A 20,118-nucleotide genomic window follows, 5' to 3' on the forward strand; every position below is an offset into this window, starting at 1 on the left:
TGATTCATTCCGCCGGAACGGGAATCGCCGGAACCGGACCCTTGCCCTGCTGTGCCTGCAGGCCGAAGATCGTGCTCATCAGATCGAGCGAGAAGACATGGGCGTAGAGCAGCGGCAGCAGGCCGCTCTGCGCCCAGCCGCGCAGCACGTCGCCGCGGGTTTCGCGCAGCTTTTCCTGATCGACCATCTGGAAGCCGCGATAGACGAACGGCTGTTCCACCCCGGTCTGCTGGATCGAGACTTCGCCATCCATCAGCAGGTTGTGCTTCTTCAGTTCATCGACGAAGGTCTGCGTGCGCATTCCGGCCTGTTCGAACTGCTCGCAGAATTCCAGCGCGGCCTTGGTCGCGTCCGAAGGCTGATCACCGTCGAACAGCGCGTCGCCTTCCTCGAACTCTCCGATCAGACCGGAGGACGGATCGAAGCACAGCGACAGTTCCTCGCTGCTGGGATCGAGCTTGGCGAGCAGGAAGGGATAGCGGCGGGCATAGGCCGGCAGGTAGATCGGCTGGTCGATCTTGCCTTCGCTGTCGACGAACACGTTGACGCCTTCGTTCAACCCCATCAGCGCCAGCGGCACCGGGTTGTCCCCCGCCGAGAACACGATGGGAAAGTGGCGCGCGGCCTGCGGGAATTCTTCGACCGTCAGCGGCACGGCATGCTGATCGATCAGCCACGGCGCCGCATTGGCGCCACGGGCATGCCAGGTGGCGTGATCGCGGCTGTTGAGCGGCATCAGGTCATTGTAGAACAACGGAAGGTTGGCTTGCGGCGCGCTGGCCATGAGGTCTCTCCGAAAAAACTTTCGCGAAAACGCGCAGGGAAAGGCGCGGGTCCGGCGGGAACAGGGGCTTTAAGCGGTCCATCGGGGCGAGGCAAGGCCGGTAACCACGCATCCACACCCTTGCAGCGCCACGGCGTGGCGTTTCAGATAAGCTTGCCGGGATTCATCAGCCCCTGCGGATCGAGGGCCTGCTTGATCGCGCGCATCATGTGCAGCGCCACCGGATCGCCCAGCCGTTCCAGTTCGTCGCGCTTGAGTTGCCCGATGCCGTGTTCGGCCGAAATCGAACCCTTCCACTGGGTGACGAGATCGTGGACCTGCCGGCTGATCGCCTTGCCGTCACCGGCCTGCCATTGCGCGCCATCGGCTCCGGCGGGCGCCAGGACGTGGAAGTGGATGTTGCCATCGCCCAGATGGCCGAAAGCCACCGCGCTGGTGCCGGGCCACGCGGCTTCGATCAGCGGGACGGCCGTTTCGACGAATTCGGGCATCCGCTCCACGGGCACGCTGATGTCGTGCTGGACAGCCGGGCCGATCGCGCGCTCTGCCGGGGCGATCGATTCCCGGATCAGCCACATCTGTTCGGCCTGCGTCTCGCTCGCGGCGATCGTCGCGTCGGTGACCAGTCCCGCCTCGAACGCGCTGATCAGCAGGCGCTCGGCCAGGTCGGGCAGGCCTTCCGCGCGGTCGGCATCGGCCACCAGTTCGATCAAGACATGCCAGGGATGGGCTTCCGCCAGCGGCGCGCGCGCCGTCGGCAGGTAATCGATCACCGCATCGAGGCTGTGCTGCGGCAGCACCTCGAAACCCTCCAGCGCGCCGCCGGCGACGCTTTCGGCATGGAGCAGCAGGGTGCGGGCGATGGGAAGCGATTCCACGCCCGCCCACAGCACCGCGCGCGCCGCAACCGCCGGTTCCAGCTTGAGCGTGGCGGCGGTGACGATGCCAAGCGTTCCTTCCGATCCGATCAGCAGCTGCTTCAGATCGAAACCGCGATTGTCCTTCTTTAACGGGGTGAGCGCATCGAACACGGAACCATCCGGCAGCACGGCTTCCAGCCCCAGCACCAGCGCGCGCATCGATCCGTGGCGCAGCACCTGCGTGCCGCCGGCATTGGTGGAGATGAGGCCCCCCACCGTCGCCGAACCCTTGCCGCCCAGCGAAAGCGGAAAGCGCAAGGCTTCCTTTTCGGCCGCTTCGTGCAAGACCTGCAGCACGACGCCGGCTTCGCAGGTGGCGGTGCGGTTTTCGGTGTCGACGGTACGGATGGCGTTCATGCGGCGCAGGGTGAGCAGCAGCGCGTTGCCGGTCCGGTCGGGCGTTGCCCCGCCGGACATGCCGGAGTTGCCGCCCTGCGGGACGATCGGCACGCGATGCCGGGCGCAGAGCCTGACCAGAGCCGCCACCTCAGCCGTATCGGCGGGCGATGCCATGGCCAGCGCGCGGCCGGTGAAGCGCCCGCGCCAGTCGGTCAGCCACCCGTCCATGGCCTCCTGATCGGTGGTGATGCCCTTGGGGCCGAGCAGGGCGGTTGCTTCTTCCAGAAAGGCGGTAGGCGAAAAGGATGTGGACATGCGGCAGCGCTAGGCCGCGCGCCGGGGTGCTGCAATTCAAATCTGCTTGTCATCCCGCCCGGCAATCGGGTTAAGCAGCCGTTCAACAGGATGATGTAACGAAGCAGCATTCGCAGCGAGACTTGCCGGGGGGCGTGTGTTCGCGTGCGGGATGAGGGATCAGGTTGGCCGTTTTCCTTCCATGATGGTGCTTGCCGCATTTCTAGCGCCTTTCGCGCTGCTGTTTCCCGCCGTGGCGGGAGGCGACGCCGTGGGCGATCCGTGGCCGACGGCGGTGGCGCCGGAAGGGCCGCCGCTGCTTGGCGGGTTTGCCGGAGACGGCGGTTTCGGCGGGGGACCGCTTGCGGAGTGGGCAAGCGGGTTTCCGGAGGATTCCTGGGACCAGGTCCGCATCGAGCAGCGCCTGATCATTCGCATCGCGCCGCGCGCGCCGGGCCGCGATTCGTTCGCGCCGCCTCCGCCGCCGCCCGGGCCGATGCGGCTGCGCGAGCGCAAGTCGGCGCATTGCCTGCCGGTGGCCGGGATCGCCGGCGTTCAGCGCGATGTGGCGGACCGCCTGGTGCTGTTCATGCGCGATCGCCGCATCATCGGCGCCAGCCTCGACAAATCGTGCAACGCGCGGGATTTCTACCTCGGCTTCTATGTGGAGCAGACCGCCGACGGCATGCTTTGCGCCGGGCGCGACACCATTCATTCACGCGCGGGGGCGACCTGCGAAATCAGCCGCATGCGCGAACTCGTGCCGGAAAACTGATCCCGAAACGTCTTCATCGCGGGGTTCGGTGCTGAAAGCGCCCGAAGTTCTCGGGTTTCCTTGACTTTCGCCGTGCAATGGTCTTAGCGCGCGCTAAGGGAACCGGCGTCACACGGCGACGGTCGGGCTGGAGTATATCCCGCCTCGTTACTTTCGGAAATTGTCGCTGATGAAGTTCGCCGATCTCGGCCTGTCTGATGAATTGCTAAAGTCGGTAACGGACGCCGGCTACGACGAACCGACTCCGATCCAGGCGCAGGCCATCCCCAGCGTGCTGATGATGCGCGATCTGATCGGCATCGCGCAGACGGGCACCGGCAAGACGGCCGGTTTCGTGCTGCCGATGATCGATATCCTCGCCCACGGCCGCCGCCGCGCGCTGATGCCGCGCTCGCTCATTCTGGAGCCGACGCGCGAACTGGCGGCGCAAGTGGCCGAGAATTTCGAGAAGTACGGCAAGAACCACGATCTCAAGATGGCGCTGCTGATCGGCGGCGTGCAGATGGGCGATCAGGTCAAGGCGCTGTCGGAAGGCGTGGACGTGCTGATCGCCACGCCCGGTCGGCTGATGGACCTGTTCGAGCGCGGCAAGATCCTGCTCACCGGCTGCAACCTGCTGGTGATCGACGAAGCCGACCGGATGCTCGACATGGGCTTCATTCCGGACATCGAGAACATCTGCACCAAGCTGCCGGCCCAGCGCCAGACGCTGCTGTTTTCGGCGACGATGCCGCCGCCGATCAAGAAGCTGGCGGATCGCTTCCTGTCGAATCCGAAGTACATCGAGGTCGCGCGGCCCGCGTCGAACAACGCCAGCATCGCCCAGCACAAGGTGAAGGTCGGCAGCCGGCAGAAGCGCGAGGTGCTCCGGCACCTGCTCCGCAACGACAACGTGACCACGGCGATCATCTTCGCCAACCGCAAGACCACGGTGCGCGAACTGGCCAAGAGCCTCAAGAGCCATGGCTTCGCCGCCGGCGAGATCCATGGCGACATGGACCAGTCCAGCCGTATCGCCGAACTCGACCGTTTCAAGTCGGGCGACATCAACATCCTGTGCGCGTCCGACGTTGCCGCGCGCGGGCTGGACATCAAGGGCGTGAGCCACGTCTTCAATTTCGACACGCCCTGGCACCCGGACGATTACGTCCACCGCATCGGCCGCACCGGCCGCGGCGGGGCCACCGGCCGCGCGTTCACGCTCGTCGCGCCGGAGGATGCCGAAGCGATCGAGAACGTCGAGAAGCTGACCGGCGCCCCGATTCCCGAAATCAAGCTTGATATCGCTGGCGCTCCGGCGGAGGAAAGGCCGGCCCGCAAGCCGCGCGAGGAAAGACCCGCAGCGGCCGAAAAGCCGAAGCGCGGCCGCAAGGCCGAACCGCGCGCGTCGCAGGAAGAAGCATCACCCTCCCGTGCCCGCCCGCCCCGGAGCGAAGCGCGGCCTCGCCGCGAGGCGCCGCCGGAACGCGCGCCACGCTATCAGGATGCGGAACCGCCGAGCGAACCGGGCGCGTGGAACGGGCCGATACCGGGATTCCTGAACGTTTCAGCGCTTTGACCAGCGATTGACCGCAGTTGCGGGAATGACTTTCCGCGATAATCTCCCGGGATGGCTAGAAAGAGATCGACCACTTCCCTACCGCCGCCATATCTGAAGCGGATATGGTTTGCGGAGGATAGCCGAGCCTCCGTCGATTGGGAGGTGTATCCCTTTTCATTACCGCTGTTCGGGAAGGGCGAGTTTGCCTTTTCCTTCTCTGCCGCCGTCACGATTTTTGTCGGCGAGAATGGTGCGGGGAAGTCTACGCTGCTTGAAGCAATCGCCGGACTGGCCGGCTTCAAAGATGGCGGTGGCGGCCCGGGCATGGCGGCGGTTTCGGGCTCCGAGGTCTCGGGGCAGGATGCCGGAGAGGTGGGAAATGCGCTTCGCGGCGCCTGGCTCCCGCAGATTCGTGACGGCTGGTTCTTTCGGGCCGAGACTTTCTTTTCGGTGGCCCGATATCTGGACGATGCTGGATCGCTATATGCAGACTTCCTCTCCTCTTCGCACGGCGAAGGCTTTTTGCAATTTTTCGAGGAGAGGCTCGATCGCCAAGGCCTGCTTATTTTCGACGAGCCGGAATCGGCGCTTTCACCATACAAGCAGTTCGAGTTCTTGAAGATTCTCAGGCGGATGCAGCGCAATGCCAATGCGCAGGTCATCATTGCCACGCACTCGCCGCCGTTGATGGCATTGCCCGACGCAGATCTTCAGTTTGTCGACGCTTACGGCTTGCGGCCGATCAGCCTCGAGGAGACGCCGCACTTCAAGATATACCGGGAGTTCGCGGCTTACCCTCATGAAACAGTCGAAGCTATTATCGAGTAGACTACCCCGCCGGCTTGACGAAGCTGTCGATCATGCGCTTGCGGCCCGCCGTTTCGAAATCGATCTCCAGCTTGTTGCCTTCCTGCGCGGCGACGGTGCCGTAGCCGAACTTGTCGTGGAACACGCGCGCGCCCATGGCGATGTCGGAGCGGGGCTTGGCGGCGAAGCTGGCGGCGCTGCGGGTGGCTTCGGGAATGCGGCGGGGGCTGGGGTCATAGCTCTGCGCCGCCGCGCGCTGCCAGCCGGGGCCGCGGCCCACGCCGCGCGACGGTTGCGCACGCGCGACGTCGGCGAAGGGATCGCTCTGTTCGGACCAGTTTGCGCGCCATAGCGAGGCGCCGCCGGACAGCGTGGTTTCTTCCTCGATGTGCCCGCGCGGCAGTTCGCCGATGAAGCGGCTGGGAATCGAGCTGGTCCACTGGCCATAGATGCGGCGGTTGGCGGCGTGCAGGATTGTGCAGCGTTTGCGCGCGCGGGTGATGGCGACGTAGGCGAGCCGGCGTTCCTCTTCCAGCGAGGCAAGGCCGCCTTCATCGAGCGCGCGTTGCGAGGGGAACACGCCTTCCTCCCAGCCCGGCAGGAACACCTGATCGAACTCCAGCCCCTTGGCGGCGTGGATCGTCATCACCGTGACCTTCTCGTCATCGGGCGCGGCTTCGTTGTCCATCACGAGGCTGACGTGTTCCAGGAAATCGCCCAGCGTCTCGTAATCCTCCATCGCGCGGGCGAGTTCGGAGAGGTTTTCCAGCCGCCCGTTCGCCTCCGCACTGCGTTCGGCCTGAAGCGCGGCGGTGTAGCCGCTCTCATCGAGGATGGTGCGCGCGAGTTCCGCTGGCACGAGCGTTTTCGAGGCATCGCGCCAGCGCGCGAAATCGCGCATCAGCGCGGTCAGCGTGCCGCGCGCGCGGGCGGGCAGTTCATCGGTATCGAGGATTTCGACCGCCGCCAGCGACAGCGGCACGCCGCGCGCGCGGGCATGGCGGTGGAGCTTCTCCAGCGTCTTGTCACCCAGCCCCCGCTTGGGCGTGTTGTAGATCCGCTCGAACGCGAGGTCGTCCGATGGTGAGGCGATCAGGCGCAGATAGGCGAGCGCATCACGGATTTCGGCGCGTTCGTAGAAGCGGAAGCCGCCGACGATGCGATAGCCCAGGCCGATCTGGATGAAGCGGTCTTCCAGTTCGCGCGTCTGGAACTGCGCGCGCACCAGAATCGCGATCTGGTTGAGCCCGCAGCCTTCGCGTTCCAGGCGCTCGATCTCGTCGCCCACGCGGCGGGCTTCCTCTGGCCCGTCCCACACGCCCACGACGCGAACCTTGTCACCGCCATTCTGCTCGGTCCACAGCGTCTTGCCGAGCCGTTCGGAATTTTCCGCGATCAAGCCGGATGCCGCGCCCAGGATGTGCGGGGTGGAGCGGTAGTTCTGCTCCAGCCGGATCACCTTCGCGCCGGGGAAGTCCTTTTCGAAGCGCAGGATGTTGGCCACTTCCGCGCCACGCCAGGAATAGATCGACTGGTCGTCGTCTCCCACCACGCAGATGTTCTTGCGCGCCTGCGCGATCAGCCGCAGCCACAGGTACTGCACCGCGTTGGTATCCTGGTATTCGTCCACCATCACGTATTTGAAGCGCTGCTGGTACTGTTCCAGCACCTCGCGCTCGCGCCGGAACACGTTGAGCATGTGGAGCAGCAGATCGCCAAAGTCGCAGGCATTGAGCGCCTGAAGCCGCGCCTGATAAAGCGCGTAGAACTTCTGCCCGCGCCCGTTGGCATAGGCTTCGTTCTCGCCCGCATCGAGATCGGCGGGGTTGAGGCCCCGGTTCTTCCACTTGTCGATCAGCCCCGCGAGCTGCCGGGCGGGCCAGCGCTTTTCGTCCAGCCCTTCCGCCTGGATTAGCTGCTTGAGCAGCCGCAACTGGTCGTCGGTGTCGATGATCGTGAAGTTCGATTGCAGACCGACGATTTCCGCATGGCGGCGCAGCATTTTCGCCGCGATGGCATGGAACGTGCCCAACCAGGGCATCCCTTCCACGGCGGGGCCGATCAGTTGGCCGACTCGTTCGCGCATTTCGCGCGCGGCCTTGTTGGTGAACGTGACGCAGAGGATTTCGGAGGGCCACGCCCGGCGCGCGCGCAGCAGGTAGGCCATGCGCGCGGTGAGCGCGGCGGTCTTGCCGGTGCCCGCGCCCGCCAGCATCAGCACGGGGCCTTCGGTGGTCAGCACGGCTTCGCGTTGCGGCGGGTTCAGGCCATCGAGCCAGGCTTCGCTGTCTGCGGGATTCGCGGGTTGGGGAACGGACATCGTGAACAGATAGGGACCAAAACAGGTCGTCGCAACGATCATTCGGCCCGTCGTGCCCGGTTTCCGTCACGGTTCGGCTCGTCGGCGCGAAAGGCACGTTCCGCCGCTTTGGCGGGATCGCAGGCAACGTCCATGCGTAGCTTGTTCACAGTACCTGACGACAGCAGGAGATTGAAAATGCGTAAGTTTCTGTGCGTGAGTGCGCTTGCGCTCGCAACCGCCGCCCTGCCTGCCGCCGCGCTTGCGCAGGCCGCCACTCCTCCGCCCGCCGATACCACGGCACCCGTTCCACCCGAAGCGGCCACTCCGCCGGCTTCCGCTGCGGATGCTTCGACCGCCACGACCACGTTCAGCCCCAGCGCTGAGCAGAAGGCGCAGAACGATGCATGGCCGGCGGACAAGAAGGCCAAGTACGACGCGTGGCCGGCCGCCCAGCAGGAATACTTCTGGTCGCTCGCTCCCGAGCGTCAGACGGGCTGGTGGGCGCTGAGCGATCAGCAGCGTGGCCAGGTGCTCGCCATGACGCCGGATCAGCGTGAACAGGTGTGGCCTACGATCGTGGCCCAGGTGAGCGGCAAGCCGTCGGCTGCGGCGGCTCCCGCCTCCGCGCCGCCGGCGGCCACGGCCGATGCCCCTTCGGAAGCGGCTCCGCGCGGAAATATGGCGTCGGCCGATGGAGCCGCGGCCAAGGCCTATCCGCTGTGTTCCAAGACCGTGCAGGACAGCTGCCGCAACCGTGGCGGCGTCTGACGTCTGACGGATAAAGGCCCTTCGGGTCGGGCCTGAAGGAAGGGCGCCGGATCACTCCGGCGCCCTTCGCGCTGCCCGCTCTGTGGCTGCAGCGCCCCGAGCCTAGAATTCGCTCCAATCCTGCACATCGTCCGACCCTTTCAAGGCGAGGTTGCCTTGCGTGGGGGAGGGTAGCGCGCGCTCGGCGATCTCCGCAGGTTCCGCGGCCGGCGGTGGCGCGAGGACCACGATCTCGGCGGACGGCGCCGGCCGTTTGGTCGCCCTACCGTCCGATGTATTGAATCGTGACACGAGCGCCGAGAGATTGCCGGCCTGCTGCGCCAGGCTGCGCGATGCGGCGGTGCTTTCTTCGACCATGGCGGCATTCTGCTGCGTCATCAGGTCGATCTGGGTGACCGTTTCGTTCACGTCGCGCAGCATTTCCGACTGCTGCCGCGCGGATTCGGCAATGGTCTTGGTCAACTGGCTGACCTCCCCCACCCGCGTAACAATCTCGCCCAGTGCGCGGCCGGTTTCGCCGACCAGCGTGACCCCCTTGTTCACGTGCTCGCTGCTGTTGGTGATGAGATCCTTGATTTCGCGCGCGGCATCGGCAGAGCGCTGCGCCAGGGCGCGCACTTCGTTGGCGACCACGGCAAAGCCCTTGCCGGCATCGCCCGCTCGCGCAGCCTCCACCCCGGCGTTGAGCGCGAGGAGATTGGTCTGGAAGGCGATGCCGTCGATCACATTGATGATCTGCGTGATTTCCTGCGACGATTTCTGGATCATGGTCATCGCAGCCACCGCCTGTTCCACGACTTCGCCGCCCTGCGTGGCGCCGCGATGGGCATCCGCGATCGACTTGTCGACATCGGCCACGCTGCCGGCATTCTGTTCGACCAGCATGGTCACGGCCCGCATGGATTCGCTGGCCTTGGCGATCGAGGCGGCCTGCTGTTCGGTGCGCGCGGCCAGGTCGTCCGACGCGGTGCGGATCTGGCCCGAACTGCTGTCGATCGAGATGGCCGAAGTGGCGACCGAGGTCAGCGTGCCCGACAGCGATTCGGCGGCGCGGTTGAAATCGGTGCGGACCTGTTCCTGTGATTCCGGAAACGCGGTGTTGATGCGATAGGACAGGTCCGCTTCGGCGAGGTGCGACAGGGCCGCGCTTAGGGCGGTGCTGACCTTCTCGCGCATGGCGGACGAGGCCTGAAGCGCCTGGGCGTTTTCGCGGAACACGCTCATCGCCTTGGTCATCCGACCGACGCAGTCCGTATGGTTGGTGTAGTGAATCGGGCTTTCGAGATCGCCACGGGCAAGCGCCTCCATGCGCACGACGGTGTTCACGTAAGGCGTGCAGATGCGTTCGCCGCTGACGATCACCGCCGTGACAGAAAGTGCGACCACGGCGGCCGAGGCGATCAGCGGCAGGACCAGTCCACCGCCCAAGCCGGCCCACAGCGTCGCCAGCAGGCCAAGGACGGCAAGGCCCGAATGCACGAACAGCAGGGCGCGGAATTTTGCGCGGATGGGAGCCTGCTTCTCGAACCAGTTCAGCATGTTCACGTCGTTACCCCTGATGCCTGGGCCGCGAAGCTTCAGCGCGGCGTGCCGCGCATCTTCCTAAAGAGCGCGCGCTGTGATTGGCTGAATGCCGGGATACGTGATTTCGCAGAGGCGCGGCGCAGATCGGCTGCCCTTTCTTGACAAGTCCGCACCCGGCGCCGAACGAAGCGGCTCATGACGTCCTCAGCCCATCCGATCCGCACGCACGCCCGCATCCTCACGGCCAGCCTCGTCGGCACGGCGGTCGAGTTCTATGACTTCTACGTCTATGCGACGGCGGCGGCGCTGGTGATCGGGCCGCTGTTCTTTCCGGCGGAATCGGAAGCGGCGCAGACCATGGCCTCGTTCATGACGTTCGGTCTCGCCTTCTTCGCGCGGCCGGTGGGCGCGATCGCGTTCGGGCATTTCGGGGACCGGGTGGGGCGCAAGTCCACGCTGGTCGCCTCGCTGATGCTGATGGGCCTTTCCACGCTGCTGATCGCCTTCCTGCCGACCTATGCCATGGCCGGACCGGTCGCGCCTGCGCTGCTGTGCCTGCTGCGCTTCGGGCAGGGTTTCGGGCTTGGCGGCGAATGGGGCGGGGCGTCGCTGCTGGCGGTGGAGAACGCGCCCAAGGGGTGGGAGGCGCGCTTCGGCTCCGCCCCGCAACTGGGCGCGCCGCTGGGTTTCCTCGCCGCAAACGGCCTGTTCCTGATCCTGGCGGTGAACCTTTCGGACGCCGATTTCGCGGCGTGGGGCTGGCGCATTCCGTTCCTGGCTTCGGCGCTGCTCGTCGGGCTGGGCCTGTGGGTCCGGCTGCGGATTGGCGAGACGGCGGCGTTCCGCGCCGCGCTGGAAGCCGCGCCGCCGCCGCGCGTGCCGATCGGCCGGCTGTTCGCGGATCATGCCGGCGCGGTGATCGCCGGGATCGCGGGCGTCGTCGCCTGCTTCGCGATCTTCTACCTCGCCACCACATTCGCGCTGAGCTTCGGGACCAAGACCCTCGGCTATTCGCGCGAGGCGTTTCTGCTGGTGCAGTTGGGCGCCAACACCTTCCTGGCCATCGGCATCCTGCTGGCCGGCTGGTGGGCGGACCGGACCAGCGCGCGCAACGTTCTGGGCAAGGGCGCAGCGCTGACGGCGTTGATCGGGCTGGTGTTCGGCGCGGGGCTGGGCTCCGGTTCGCTGCTGCTTGTGTTCCTGACGCTGGCCGCCGCGCTGCTGGTGATGGGGCTGACCTATGGCCCGCTCGGCGCCTGGTTGCCCACGCTCTACGCGGTGCCGGTGCGCTACACCGGGATATCCGTGGCGTTCAACGTCGGCGGGATCATCGGCGGGGCGATGGCGCCGTTTGCCGCGCAATATCTCGCCCAGCACGGTGGCACCCCTTACGTCGGCCTGTTCCTGACCGTGGCGGGCAGCCTCACGCTGGCGGGCGTGCTGTTTGGCCGCAAGGCCGGGTAAAGGCCGCTCGGGTCAGCTCTTGAGGCGCAGCAGGGTGAGTAGCGCCTTGCCCACCTTGCGTTCGGCATCGACTTCGCACGCGCGGATCTGCGGCTGTTCGTTGGCAGCGGTTTCCAGACTGATCCACGTGCCTTCACCGATCCAGCCGAGCCGCACCAGCCGGTCGATCGCCACCGCGCCCGCGCCGGTGCCGTAAGGCGGATCGAGCAGGATCAGATCGACCGGTTCCTTCACAGGCCCCAGCGTCAGCACCGATGCGGCGCGCACATCGCACTTCGGCTGGGTGTGCAGCGCCGCGATATTGGCACGGATCGCGCGGATCGCGGGCGGGGCCTGTTCGACAAAGATCGCCTTCTCCGCGCCGCGTGACAGTGCCTCCAGCCCCAGCGCGCCCGATCCCGCGAACAGATCGGCCACCGTCAGCCCTTCGAAACTGCCGAGCCGGCTGGTCAGCATCGAGAACAGCGTCTCGCGCGTGCGGTCCGCCGTGGGGCGGGTGGCGTCGCCCTCGGGCGCGCGCAGCGGCCGGCCGCGCCATTCTCCGGCGATGATCCTCATGCCTGCCCCCGGCCGGCGGGCTTCAGCGTCTTGCGGAAGCGCTCGACATCGACCTGGCGGATTTCATCGGCCATGCCGCGCGGAATGTCGGCCAGCGGGAAGGGACCGTACTGGATGCGGATCAGGCGCGATACCTGCAGGCCCAGGTGCTCCAGCACACGGCGCACTTCGCGGTTCTTGCCTTCGGTCAGCGTCAGTTCGATCCACTGGTTGCGGCCGGTGCGCCGCTCCATGTTGGCGTCGATCGAGCCATAGCGGATGCCCTCGATCTCCACGCCCTCGCTCAGCGCTTCGAGCCGTTCCTGCGTGATGTCGCCGAAGGTGCGGGCGCGGTAGGTGCGCGGGACGCCAGTGGACGGCAGTTCCATCGCGCGCTTGAGTTCGCCGTCGTTGGTCAGCAGCAGCAGACCCTCGGTATTGAGGTCGAGCCGGCCGATCGGCATCAGGCGCGGCGTGCCGCTGGGGAGCGCGTTGCGCAGGGCGTTGTAGATCGTTGGCCGCCCCGCCGGATCGCGCTCCGCCGTGATGAGGCCGGCGGGCTTGTGGAAGCGAAACAGGCGCGCCGGTTCCGCCGCGGCCACGGCCTTGCCGTCCACCGTCACGCCCTTCAGGTTCTTGAGCACCGTGGCGGGCGTGGTCAGCACTTCGTCGTTCAGCTTCACGCGCCCGTCGGCGATCATCCGTTCGACTTCGCGGCGCGAGGCGATGCCGGCGCGCGCCAGCAGCTTGGCGATGCGTTCGCCCTCGCGCGGCGGGCCATCGCCGGCGGGCGTGGCCGGCGCGCGCGGCGCGGCGGGATTGCGGGGCTTGGCGGGACGCTTCGCTGCGTCAGGCCTGTTCGGAGCGGCGGGCCGTCCCGGGCGGCCGTTCCGGGGTTTGGGGGGAAGTGTCATGCCCCGCCCTTACGCGCGCTTGGCCCGCGCGTCACCCCGGCTCTTGCGTTTCAGACGCCGGCTTTCGCCATCTGCTCCGCGCAGATCGCGTGGAAGCGCGCGATCCCGGCTTCGAGCGTGCCGAGCGTGATCGTGCTGATCGCGCCGCTGGCAAGGCCCTGCTGGCCGAGTTCCGCCGCCCGAAAATCCTCCGCGCCGAACACCTGGCCATCGAGCAGATTCCAGCTCTTTTGCCAGTGTTTTTCCGCCTTCTCGTCGCGCGGTGGTTCGGGGATCAGCATGAAATCCTCGACCAGCGTCCGGTCCACCGCCTGCGGCATGATCGTCATCAGGTTCACGTAGTCCGGGCTGACCACGACCACGGTGGCGGGAAAGAGCTGGTAGGCGAACGTGCCGACCGCGCGCAGCTGCGCCCAGTCGGACAGGTCCACCCCTTCCATCTCCGCCGCCCGGCCGACCAGCGAGCGCTTGTGCGGCCCGATCTCGTCGCCGGAGGTGATGCCGTCCTTGAAAAATGGCGCGATCGACGTCGCGTGCAGGCGCAGCACGTGGTAGCTTTCGAGGAACGCGTCCATGATGAGCTTCCAGTTCGACGCCACCCGGTGCGTGCGCCGCGCATAGAGGTGCTGGCCGGCCAGGCCTACTGCCGCGAAATCCTCACCCACGCGCGCGGCGTCACCGAAATCGGCGTCGGGGGCTGCGGGCGCGAACCAGATCAGGCCGCCGGATTCGTGGCTCGGCAGTTCGACCAGGCCGTGCGCCGCCTTGTCGAAGCCGGGAAACGTATCCGGGCGGGGTAGGGCGAGCAGGCGGCCGTCGGTGGCATAAGTCCACGCGTGATAGGGGCAGACCATGCGCTTGCCGCAGTGCACGTCCTGCCCTTCCACCAGTCGCGTGCCCCGGTGGCGGCAGACGTTGAGGAACACCCGGATCGCGCCCTCGCCATCGCGCGCTATCAGCAGCGGCCGGCCGGTGCCATCGTGGGGCACGGCCATGTTGGGTTCGGGCAGCAGCGCCGAAGGGGCCAGCACTTGCGGCATCCGGTCGAAGAGCGCGGCCTTCTCGCGCGCGAAATGCGCCGGATCGACATAGGCGGACGCGGGCACATGGGCGATGGCGGACGCCTGCTGTCCGGCGCCGGCGGCAACCTGATGCGCCAGCGCAAGCTGGCCTTCGGTGGGGCGTCCCATGGGGTCCTCTTCCCTATCTTTTGTTGTCGGGGCTAGGCATACCCCGAAAGGCCGCTAGTTTTGCGCGAAATCGGGCAGGGAGCAATCGCCGCATGAATGACGTAGGGGCGCGTGGGAAAACGGGCGAGGGAAGCGGACTGGCGCAGGCGCTCAAGCCCTATGTCGAACGCGAATCGCTGGCGTCGTTCTTCCTCGGCATCTCGTCGGGCTTCCCGTTCGCGATGATCGGCGCGACGCTCACAACGCGTCTGGCGCAGGATCACATCCAGAAGTCCACGATCACCGCGTTCACGCTGGCGTTCCTGGTCTATAACCTCAAGTTCCTGTGGTCGTGGCTGGTCGATGGCGTGCATCTGCCGGTGCTGGGCCGGCTGGGGCAGCGGGTTTCGTGGATGATCCTTGCGGGTGCGCTGGTCTTTCTTGCCGTGATCAATCTCGCGCTGGTCGATCCGGCGAAGGATATCGGCGCGACAGTGGTCGCCGCCGTTCTCGTCGGAGCGGCGGGCGCGACGTTCGACATCGTGATCGACGCCTTCCGGATCGAGACGCTCAAGCCCTACCAGCTGGGCACGGGATCGGGCATGTCGCAATACGGCTGGCGGATCGGTTCGGCCGGCGCTGGCGGAATCGCGCTGTTCGTCGCCGCGCGGCATGGCTGGACGGCCGCCTATGTCGCCTGCGCGTTCCTCGTCCTGCCGGCGGTGCTGACCGCGCTGCTCATGGGCGAACCCGCCCGCCATCGTGAGGCGACCCGGCGCAAGGGGCTGGGCGAGGTGTGGGATTCGATCACCGGCCCGTTCGCGGAGTTCTTCCGGCGCCATGGCGCGCTGCTGGTGCTGGCCTTCATCCTGGTCCACAAGATCGGCGATACGCTTGCCAACCTGACGTTCCGGCTGCTGTTCGACGACCTTGGCTTCACCAACGACGAAATCGCGCTCTATGACGTCGGGCTGGGGTTCTGGGCCTATCTCATCGGCGTGTTCATCGGCGGCGCGGCCTATTCCCGCCTTGGCTTGAAGCGGTCGGTGCTGTTCGCGCTGGTGCTGATGGGCGTGTCGAACCTGAGCTTCGCGGCGCTCGCTACTGCCGGCCATTCCAACCTGGGCATGGCCGGCGCGATCGGTTTCGAGAACATCGCGTCCGGCTATGGCGGCGTGGTGGTCGTCGCCTATTTCTCGGCGCTGTGCGACCTGCGGTTCACGGCCGCGCAATACGCGCTGATTTCCGCCGGTGCCAGCATCGTGGGGCGGTTCGTTACCGGTACGACCGCCGGCGCGATGATCGAACGGTTCGGCTATGTGAACTTCTACCTGCTCACCACCGTGCTGGCGCTGCCGGGCATCGTGCTGTTCTGGTGGATGAGCCGCACCGGGCTGGTCGATGAAGCCATGGGCACGGCGGGCGAGGAATCGCCAAAAACCTAATCCGGTACTTCCCCGTTCCGCCGCAGCACGTCCCCGGCAAGGTAAAGCGAACCCGCGATCAGCACGTCGCCTTCGGGCGGCAGCGCGGCCAGCGCGTCGGCCACGTTGGCAAAGCTGCGCGCTGGCAGCGTGGTGAACGGCGCGAAGTCTTCCGGGCGGTGCGCGTCATGCCCCGGGGCGGGAACGATCGACAGCGACAGCAGCCGGTCCGCCAGAGGCGCGATGATCGCCGACGGGTCCTTGTTGGCGAGCATGCCCGTGACGAGGTGGATTTTCGGACCGCCGGCGAAATGGCGGGCGATGGCGAGGCCGGCATCGGGATTGTGCCCGCCGTCGAGCCACACCGCGCGCTGGCCGGCCAGAGCGGTCAGCGGGCCAGCGCCCAACCGTTGCAGCCGCGCCGGCCAGCGCGCGGCGGGAATGCCCCGCGCCATCGCTTCGGGCGAAACGGCGACCACGCGCTGATGGCGCAGCATGGCCACGGCGAGCGCTGCGTTGTCCGCCTGATGGCTACCCGGCAGCGCGGGCAGGGGCAGGGTCAGCGAACCTTGCGCATCGCTGTAGGCAATTGCATCGCCGATCGCGGCGTTCCATTCGCGCCCGCGCATAATGACCGGCGCGCCGATCGCCCGCGCCGTATCGAACACCGATTGCGCCACGGCAGCAGGATAGGTCTGCGTCACCAGCGGCACGCCGGGCTTGGCGATGCTCGCCTTCTCGAAGGCGATGCGCGCCAGCGGATCGGTGGGCACGCCGGCTTCGGGGGTCAGCAGGAAGCCTTCGTGGTCCAGCCCCAACGTCGCGATGCCGCACGCCGCCGCGGTCGGCAGCACGTTGGTGGCGTCCAGTCGCCCGCCCAGCCCGGTTTCGATCACGCAGACGTCGGCCGGGATGCGGTGGAAGGCCAGGAACGTCGCCACCGTGGTCACTTCGAAGAAGCTGGGGGCAAGGTCCTCCGCCGCGTCCAGCACTTCCTTGAGCAGCGCGGCCAGCAGATCGTCGCCGATCAGCTTGCCGGCGATGCGGATGCGTTCGTTGTAGCGCACCAGATGCGGCTTGGTGGCGGAATGGACGGTCAGCCCCTGCGCCTCCAGCATGAAGCGCAGATAGGTGCAGGTCGATCCCTTGCCGTTGGTGCCGGCCACATGGAATACCGGTGGCAGCGCGAGATGCGGGTTGCCGACGCGGGCGAGCAGTTCGCGCGCGGTACCCAGCCCGAACCGGCCCTGCGGCAGCGACAGCGCGCCCAGCCGGTCAAGCTGGGCCTGCACCGCCGCGTTTTCGGAAATGGCGAAGTCGCGTGTCAGAAGTCCCTCCCGCTGGCGCGGAGTGTCACGCGGCCTTTGCGGCCGTGAGGTAGTCGATCACTTGCGCCAGAGTCGCCTTCATGTCGCGGCGGTGGACGACCATGTCCAGCATCCCGTGGGCATGCAGATATTCCGCGCGCTGAAAACCTTCGGGGAGCTTTTCGCGGATGGTGTCCTGAATCACGCGCTGGCCGGCGAACCCGATCAGCGCGCCGGGTTCGGCGATCTGCACGTCGCCCAGCATGGCGTAGCTGGCGGTGACGCCGCCCGTGGTGGGATCGGTCAGCAGCACGATATAGGGTAGGCCCGCCGCGTGCAGCTTGGCGATGGCCACGGTGCTGCGCGGCATCTGCATCAGGCTGAGAATGCCTTCCTGCATGCGCGCGCCGCCGGCGGCGGTCACCGCGATATAGGGGCACTTCTCCGCTATTGCGCGCTCGATCCCGGCGATGAAGGCATTGCCCACGGCCATGCCCATCGATCCGCCCATGAACGCGAATTCCTGCACGCCGACCACGGCTTTGTGCCCGTCGATCGTGCCGGCGGCATTGGTCAGCGCGTCAGGGTGCGGGTTGGCCGCCTTGGCCGCCTTGAGCCTGTCTGTATATTTCTTGCTGTCGCGAAACTTCAGCGGGTCTTCTTTCACCTTGGGCGCGGGAAGAATCTCGAACCCTGGATCGAGCAGTTGCGCGAACCGCGCGTCGGCGCCGATGCGGCCGTGATGGTCGCAATGCGGGCAGACCGAAAGGTTGTCCTCATAGTCCTTGGTGAACAGCATTTCGCTGCACGAAGGGCACTTGATCCAGAGATTGTCGGGCGTGTCCCGCTTCGGCGTGAAGGGGAGGGCGTTGCGAACGCGGTTGAGCCAGCTCATGCGATTTCCTTGCGGGCAGAGTGGACGGCGGCGGCCAACGCGGCGGTGAGTTCCTTCACCGGCCCCGCCGCGTCCGCGCCATGTTTGGCGACGAGATCGACCAGCGCCGATCCAACGACCACGCCATCGGCCACCCTGGCGATGGCCGCGGCCTGTGCGGGCGTGCGCACGCCGAAGCCGACGGCAACGGGAATGGTGGCCGACGCCTTGATCCGGGCGACGGCTTCGTCGATCGAAGCCTGCGCCGCCTGCTGCATCCCGGTGATGCCGGCGACCGAGACGTAATAGAGGAAGCCCGATGATCCTTCCAGCACGGCGGGAAGCCTCGCGTGGTCGGTGGTCGGCGTGGCAAGACGGATCAGTGAGATGCCGGCCCCGCGCAGCGCGGGGCCAAGCTCGGCATCTTCCTCGGGCGGAATATCCACGCAGATCACGCCATCGACGCCGGCGCTCACGCATTCGGCGGCGAACCAGTCGGCCCCGCGCACGGTCATCGGATTGGCATAGCCCATCAGCACGAGCGGCACGTCGGGATGACGCGCGCGGAACGCGGCGGCGATGCGCAGGATATCGGCGGTCTTGGTGCCGGCACCAAGGCTGCGCAGGTTAGCGAGCTGGATCGCCGGACCATCGGCCATCGGATCGGTAAAGGGCATCCCCAGCTCGATCACGTCGGCACCGCCTTCGACCAGCGCGTCGAGGATCGAAGCGGTGGCCTCTGGCGTAGGATCGCCGCCGGTCACGAAAGTGACGAGGGCGGGCCGGCCCTTGGCGAAGGCAGAGGCGAGGCGGGTCACAGCGACACCCCCAGATGTTCGGCGACGGAGAAGATGTCCTTGTCGCCACGGCCGCACAGGTTGGCGAGGATGATCTGATCCTTGCCCATCGTCGGTGCGACCTTCTTGACGGCAGCAATGGCGTGCGCGGGTTCGAGCGCGGGAATGATGCCTTCGGTGCGGCAGAGCAGCTGGAAGCCATCGAGCGCTTCCGTGTCGGTCACCGAGGTATAGTCCACGCGGCCGATCTCCTTGAGCCACGCATGTTCCGGCCCGATTCCGGGATAATCGAGGCCGGCCGAAATCGAATGGCCTTCGGTGATCTGGCCGTCCTCGTCCTGCAACAGGTAGGTCTTGTTGCCGTGGAGAATGCCGGGCCGTCCGCCTGCGAGGCTGGCGGCGTGCTCCTTGTCCAGCCCGTGGCCCGCCGCTTCCACGCCCAGCATCCTGACGCCGGTATCGTCGAGGAAGGGATGGAACAGGCCGATCGCGTTCGATCCGCCACCGATCGCGGCGACGAGCAGATCGGGCAGGCGGCCGATGCGGGACAGCATCTGCGCCCGGGCTTCCTTGCCGATCACGCTCTGGAAATCGCGGACGAGTTCCGGATAGGGGTGCGGGCCAGCAGCAGTGCCGATGATGTAGAACGTGTTGTGCACGTTCGCGACCCAGTCGCGCAGTGCCTCGTTCATGGCATCCTTGAGCGTACCCGCGCCGGCCGTGACCGGCACGACTTCGGCGCCCAGCAGCTTCATGCGGAACACATTGGGTTTCTGCCGCTCCACGTCGGTTGCGCCCATGAAGATCACGCAGGGCAGGCCGAAGCGCGCGCAGACCGTCGCGGTCGCCACGCCGTGCTGTCCTGCGCCGGTCTCGGCGATGATCCGCGTCTTGCCCATGCGCATGGCGAGCAGGATCTGGCCGATGCAGTTGTTGATCTTGTGCGCGCCGGTGTGATTCAGCTCGTCGCGCTTGAACCAGACTTGCGCGCCGCCCAGTTCTTCGGTCAGCCGGGGCGCGAAATAGAGCGGGCTCGGGCGGCCGACATAGTGTTCGAGCAGGTCGTCGAACTCGGCCTGGAATGCGGGGTCGGCCTTGGCCCTGCGGTATTCCTGTTCGAGATCGAGGATCAGCGGCATCAGCGTTTCGGCAACATAGCGCCCGCCGAACTGGCCGAAATGGCCACGATCGTCGGGCTGGCTGCGAAAGCTGTTGGGGGTGGCCCCTGTCGGTTCTGCGCTCATGCGCGGCGATTGGCAGAGGCCGCGCGGCTTGTCCAGATTCGCCTCCCTTGCCCGAGCACGTTTCACCACGGGGCAACAGCCGGAAGCCGGGGCCGGCGGCGACGGTGCAATTTTTCTGGCGGTGTTCATCTTGCGGAAAGATGCAGTCGCTAGAGAGGCGCTGCAACGTCGTGAAGGCGGTCTCGAAAGAGGCCGCCTTTTCATTTTTGATATTCGGAAATAGTGCTGAAAATATTTGTTACAAACATACCGGTAAATGTGTGACAATGATGTCACTTATATGAAGGTTTTGTTTGGATTAATGTTTTCGGTATTGTGACATATGTGATTGAAAA

At 66.5% G+C, this 20,118-nt stretch carries 17 protein-coding genes; 6 read left to right on the forward strand and 11 right to left on the reverse strand.

The features are described from left to right. Nucleotides 1-4 precede the first annotated feature (4 nt). Together FA702_RS00670 and FA702_RS00675 are read right to left on the reverse strand one after the other, a co-directional pair. Nucleotides 5-784 (reverse strand): SapC family protein, encoded by a 780-nt coding sequence (locus tag FA702_RS00670; RefSeq protein ID WP_136954592.1) that lies wholly within the window; start codon nucleotides 782-784, stop codon nucleotides 5-7. A gap of 143 nt (nucleotides 785-927) precedes the next feature. Next, nucleotides 928-2,358, reverse strand: coding sequence for an FAD-binding oxidoreductase (locus FA702_RS00675; protein ID WP_136954593.1), 1,431 nt, complete (start codon nucleotides 2,356-2,358; stop codon nucleotides 928-930). A gap of 181 nt (nucleotides 2,359-2,539) precedes the next feature. Here FA702_RS00675 and FA702_RS00680 point away from each other — a divergent pair, with 181 nt between their 5' ends. From FA702_RS00680 to FA702_RS00690, 3 genes are all read left to right on the forward strand, one after another. Continuing rightward, nucleotides 2,540-3,112, forward strand: coding sequence for a hypothetical protein (locus FA702_RS00680; RefSeq protein WP_136954594.1), 573 nt, complete (start codon nucleotides 2,540-2,542; stop codon nucleotides 3,110-3,112). A gap of 169 nt (nucleotides 3,113-3,281) precedes the next feature. After that, on the forward strand, nucleotides 3,282-4,670 hold the full coding sequence (locus tag FA702_RS00685) for a DEAD/DEAH box helicase (RefSeq protein ID WP_136954595.1): 1,389 nt from the start codon (nucleotides 3,282-3,284) through the stop codon (nucleotides 4,668-4,670). A 144-nt stretch (nucleotides 4,671-4,814) separates the two neighbouring features. Continuing rightward, a complete protein-coding gene (locus FA702_RS00690; RefSeq protein ID WP_255504651.1) occupies nucleotides 4,815-5,480 on the forward strand; it encodes an AAA family ATPase in 666 nt (221 codons plus the stop codon). Nucleotide 5,481: 1 nt separating this feature from the next. Here the strand turns inward: FA702_RS00690 and FA702_RS00695 are convergent, their stop codons facing one another. Further along, nucleotides 5,482-7,779, reverse strand: coding sequence for an ATP-dependent helicase (locus tag FA702_RS00695; RefSeq protein ID WP_136957181.1), 2,298 nt, complete (start codon nucleotides 7,777-7,779; stop codon nucleotides 5,482-5,484). A gap of 177 nt (nucleotides 7,780-7,956) precedes the next feature. Here FA702_RS00695 and FA702_RS00700 point away from each other — a divergent pair, with 177 nt between their 5' ends. Next, nucleotides 7,957-8,529: a hypothetical protein gene (locus FA702_RS00700; RefSeq protein ID WP_136954597.1), complete on the forward strand. Its 573-nt coding sequence runs from the start codon at nucleotides 7,957-7,959 to the stop codon at nucleotides 8,527-8,529. 102 nt (nucleotides 8,530-8,631) lie between these two features. On the opposite strand, the gene FA702_RS00705 is transcribed toward FA702_RS00700, so the two are convergent. Next, nucleotides 8,632-10,068: a methyl-accepting chemotaxis protein gene (locus tag FA702_RS00705; protein ID WP_136957182.1), complete on the reverse strand. Its 1,437-nt coding sequence runs from the start codon at nucleotides 10,066-10,068 to the stop codon at nucleotides 8,632-8,634. A gap of 180 nt (nucleotides 10,069-10,248) precedes the next feature. On the opposite strand from FA702_RS00705, the gene FA702_RS00710 reads away from it, so the two are divergent. Beyond that, nucleotides 10,249-11,517, forward strand: coding sequence for an MFS transporter (locus FA702_RS00710; protein WP_136954598.1), 1,269 nt, complete (start codon nucleotides 10,249-10,251; stop codon nucleotides 11,515-11,517). 12 nt (nucleotides 11,518-11,529) lie between these two features. Here the strand turns inward: FA702_RS00710 and rsmD are convergent, their stop codons facing one another. From rsmD to FA702_RS00725, 3 genes are read right to left on the reverse strand one after another with little or no spacing between them, the layout of a single operon-like run. Further along, nucleotides 11,530-12,075, reverse strand: coding sequence for a 16S rRNA (guanine(966)-N(2))-methyltransferase RsmD (gene rsmD, locus FA702_RS00715; protein WP_136954599.1), 546 nt, complete (start codon nucleotides 12,073-12,075; stop codon nucleotides 11,530-11,532). Next, on the reverse strand, nucleotides 12,072-12,968 hold the full coding sequence (locus tag FA702_RS00720; protein ID WP_136954600.1) for a pseudouridine synthase: 897 nt from the start codon (nucleotides 12,966-12,968) through the stop codon (nucleotides 12,072-12,074). The genes rsmD and FA702_RS00720 overlap by 4 nt, the downstream gene beginning before the upstream one ends. Before the next feature lie 50 nt (nucleotides 12,969-13,018). Further along, complete coding sequence (locus tag FA702_RS00725) at nucleotides 13,019-14,158, reverse strand: aromatic ring-hydroxylating dioxygenase subunit alpha (protein WP_136954601.1); 1,140 nt, start codon at nucleotides 14,156-14,158, stop codon at nucleotides 13,019-13,021. Between the two features lie 92 nt (nucleotides 14,159-14,250). On the opposite strand from FA702_RS00725, the gene FA702_RS00730 reads away from it, so the two are divergent. Beyond that, on the forward strand, nucleotides 14,251-15,582 hold the full coding sequence (locus tag FA702_RS00730; RefSeq protein ID WP_136954602.1) for an MFS transporter: 1,332 nt from the start codon (nucleotides 14,251-14,253) through the stop codon (nucleotides 15,580-15,582). Here the strand turns inward: FA702_RS00730 and FA702_RS00735 are convergent. The 4 genes from FA702_RS00735 to trpB all read right to left on the reverse strand — a co-directional run bounded on the left by FA702_RS00735 (nucleotide 15,579) and on the right by trpB (nucleotide 19,783). Next, a complete protein-coding gene (locus tag FA702_RS00735) occupies nucleotides 15,579-16,853 on the reverse strand; it encodes a folylpolyglutamate synthase/dihydrofolate synthase family protein (protein WP_255504652.1) in 1,275 nt (424 codons plus the stop codon). The two genes, FA702_RS00730 and FA702_RS00735, sit on opposite strands and share 4 nt — an antisense overlap. 61 nt (nucleotides 16,854-16,914) lie before the next feature. Next, entirely contained in the window at nucleotides 16,915-17,763 is an 849-nt protein-coding gene (gene accD, locus FA702_RS00740; RefSeq protein ID WP_136954604.1) for an acetyl-CoA carboxylase, carboxyltransferase subunit beta, read from the reverse strand. Continuing rightward, the gene (trpA, locus tag FA702_RS00745) at nucleotides 17,760-18,560 is read right to left on the reverse strand and encodes a tryptophan synthase subunit alpha (RefSeq protein ID WP_136954605.1); all 801 of its coding nucleotides are present in this window, start codon (nucleotides 18,558-18,560) and stop codon (nucleotides 17,760-17,762) included. Before trpA ends, accD begins: the two co-directional genes overlap by 4 nt. Beyond that, nucleotides 18,557-19,783, reverse strand: a complete 1,227-nt coding sequence (gene trpB, locus FA702_RS00750; RefSeq protein ID WP_124808644.1) for a tryptophan synthase subunit beta — start codon at nucleotides 19,781-19,783, stop codon at nucleotides 18,557-18,559. Before trpB ends, trpA begins: the two co-directional genes overlap by 4 nt. Between the last annotated feature and the right edge of the window lie 335 nt (nucleotides 19,784-20,118).

The organism is Novosphingobium sp. EMRT-2, assembly GCF_005145025.1.
Lineage (GTDB): Bacteria > Pseudomonadota > Alphaproteobacteria > Sphingomonadales > Sphingomonadaceae > Novosphingobium.

Excerpts from the sequence above, each read along its gene's own strand:
- FA702_RS00670 (WP_136954592.1), bottom strand. The coding sequence starts at position 784 with ATGGCCAGCGCGCCGCAAGCCAACCTTCCGTTGTTCTACAATGACCTG.
- FA702_RS00675 (WP_136954593.1), bottom strand. The coding sequence starts at position 2,358 with ATGTCCACATCCTTTTCGCCTACCGCCTTTCTGGAAGAAGCAACCGCC.
- FA702_RS00680 (WP_136954594.1), top strand. The coding sequence starts at position 2,540 with ATGATGGTGCTTGCCGCATTTCTAGCGCCTTTCGCGCTGCTGTTTCCC.
- FA702_RS00685 (WP_136954595.1), top strand. The coding sequence starts at position 3,282 with ATGAAGTTCGCCGATCTCGGCCTGTCTGATGAATTGCTAAAGTCGGTA.
- FA702_RS00695 (WP_136957181.1), bottom strand. The coding sequence starts at position 7,779 with ATGTCCGTTCCCCAACCCGCGAATCCCGCAGACAGCGAAGCCTGGCTC.
- FA702_RS00700 (WP_136954597.1), top strand. The coding sequence starts at position 7,957 with ATGCGTAAGTTTCTGTGCGTGAGTGCGCTTGCGCTCGCAACCGCCGCC.
- FA702_RS00705 (WP_136957182.1), bottom strand. The coding sequence starts at position 10,068 with ATGCTGAACTGGTTCGAGAAGCAGGCTCCCATCCGCGCAAAATTCCGC.
- FA702_RS00710 (WP_136954598.1), top strand. The coding sequence starts at position 10,249 with ATGACGTCCTCAGCCCATCCGATCCGCACGCACGCCCGCATCCTCACG.
- rsmD (WP_136954599.1), bottom strand. The coding sequence starts at position 12,075 with ATGAGGATCATCGCCGGAGAATGGCGCGGCCGGCCGCTGCGCGCGCCC.
- FA702_RS00720 (WP_136954600.1), bottom strand. The coding sequence starts at position 12,968 with ATGACACTTCCCCCCAAACCCCGGAACGGCCGCCCGGGACGGCCCGCC.
- FA702_RS00725 (WP_136954601.1), bottom strand. The coding sequence starts at position 14,158 with ATGGGACGCCCCACCGAAGGCCAGCTTGCGCTGGCGCATCAGGTTGCC.
- FA702_RS00730 (WP_136954602.1), top strand. The coding sequence starts at position 14,251 with ATGAATGACGTAGGGGCGCGTGGGAAAACGGGCGAGGGAAGCGGACTG.
- accD (WP_136954604.1), bottom strand. The coding sequence starts at position 17,763 with ATGAGCTGGCTCAACCGCGTTCGCAACGCCCTCCCCTTCACGCCGAAG.
- trpB (WP_124808644.1), bottom strand. The coding sequence starts at position 19,783 with ATGAGCGCAGAACCGACAGGGGCCACCCCCAACAGCTTTCGCAGCCAG.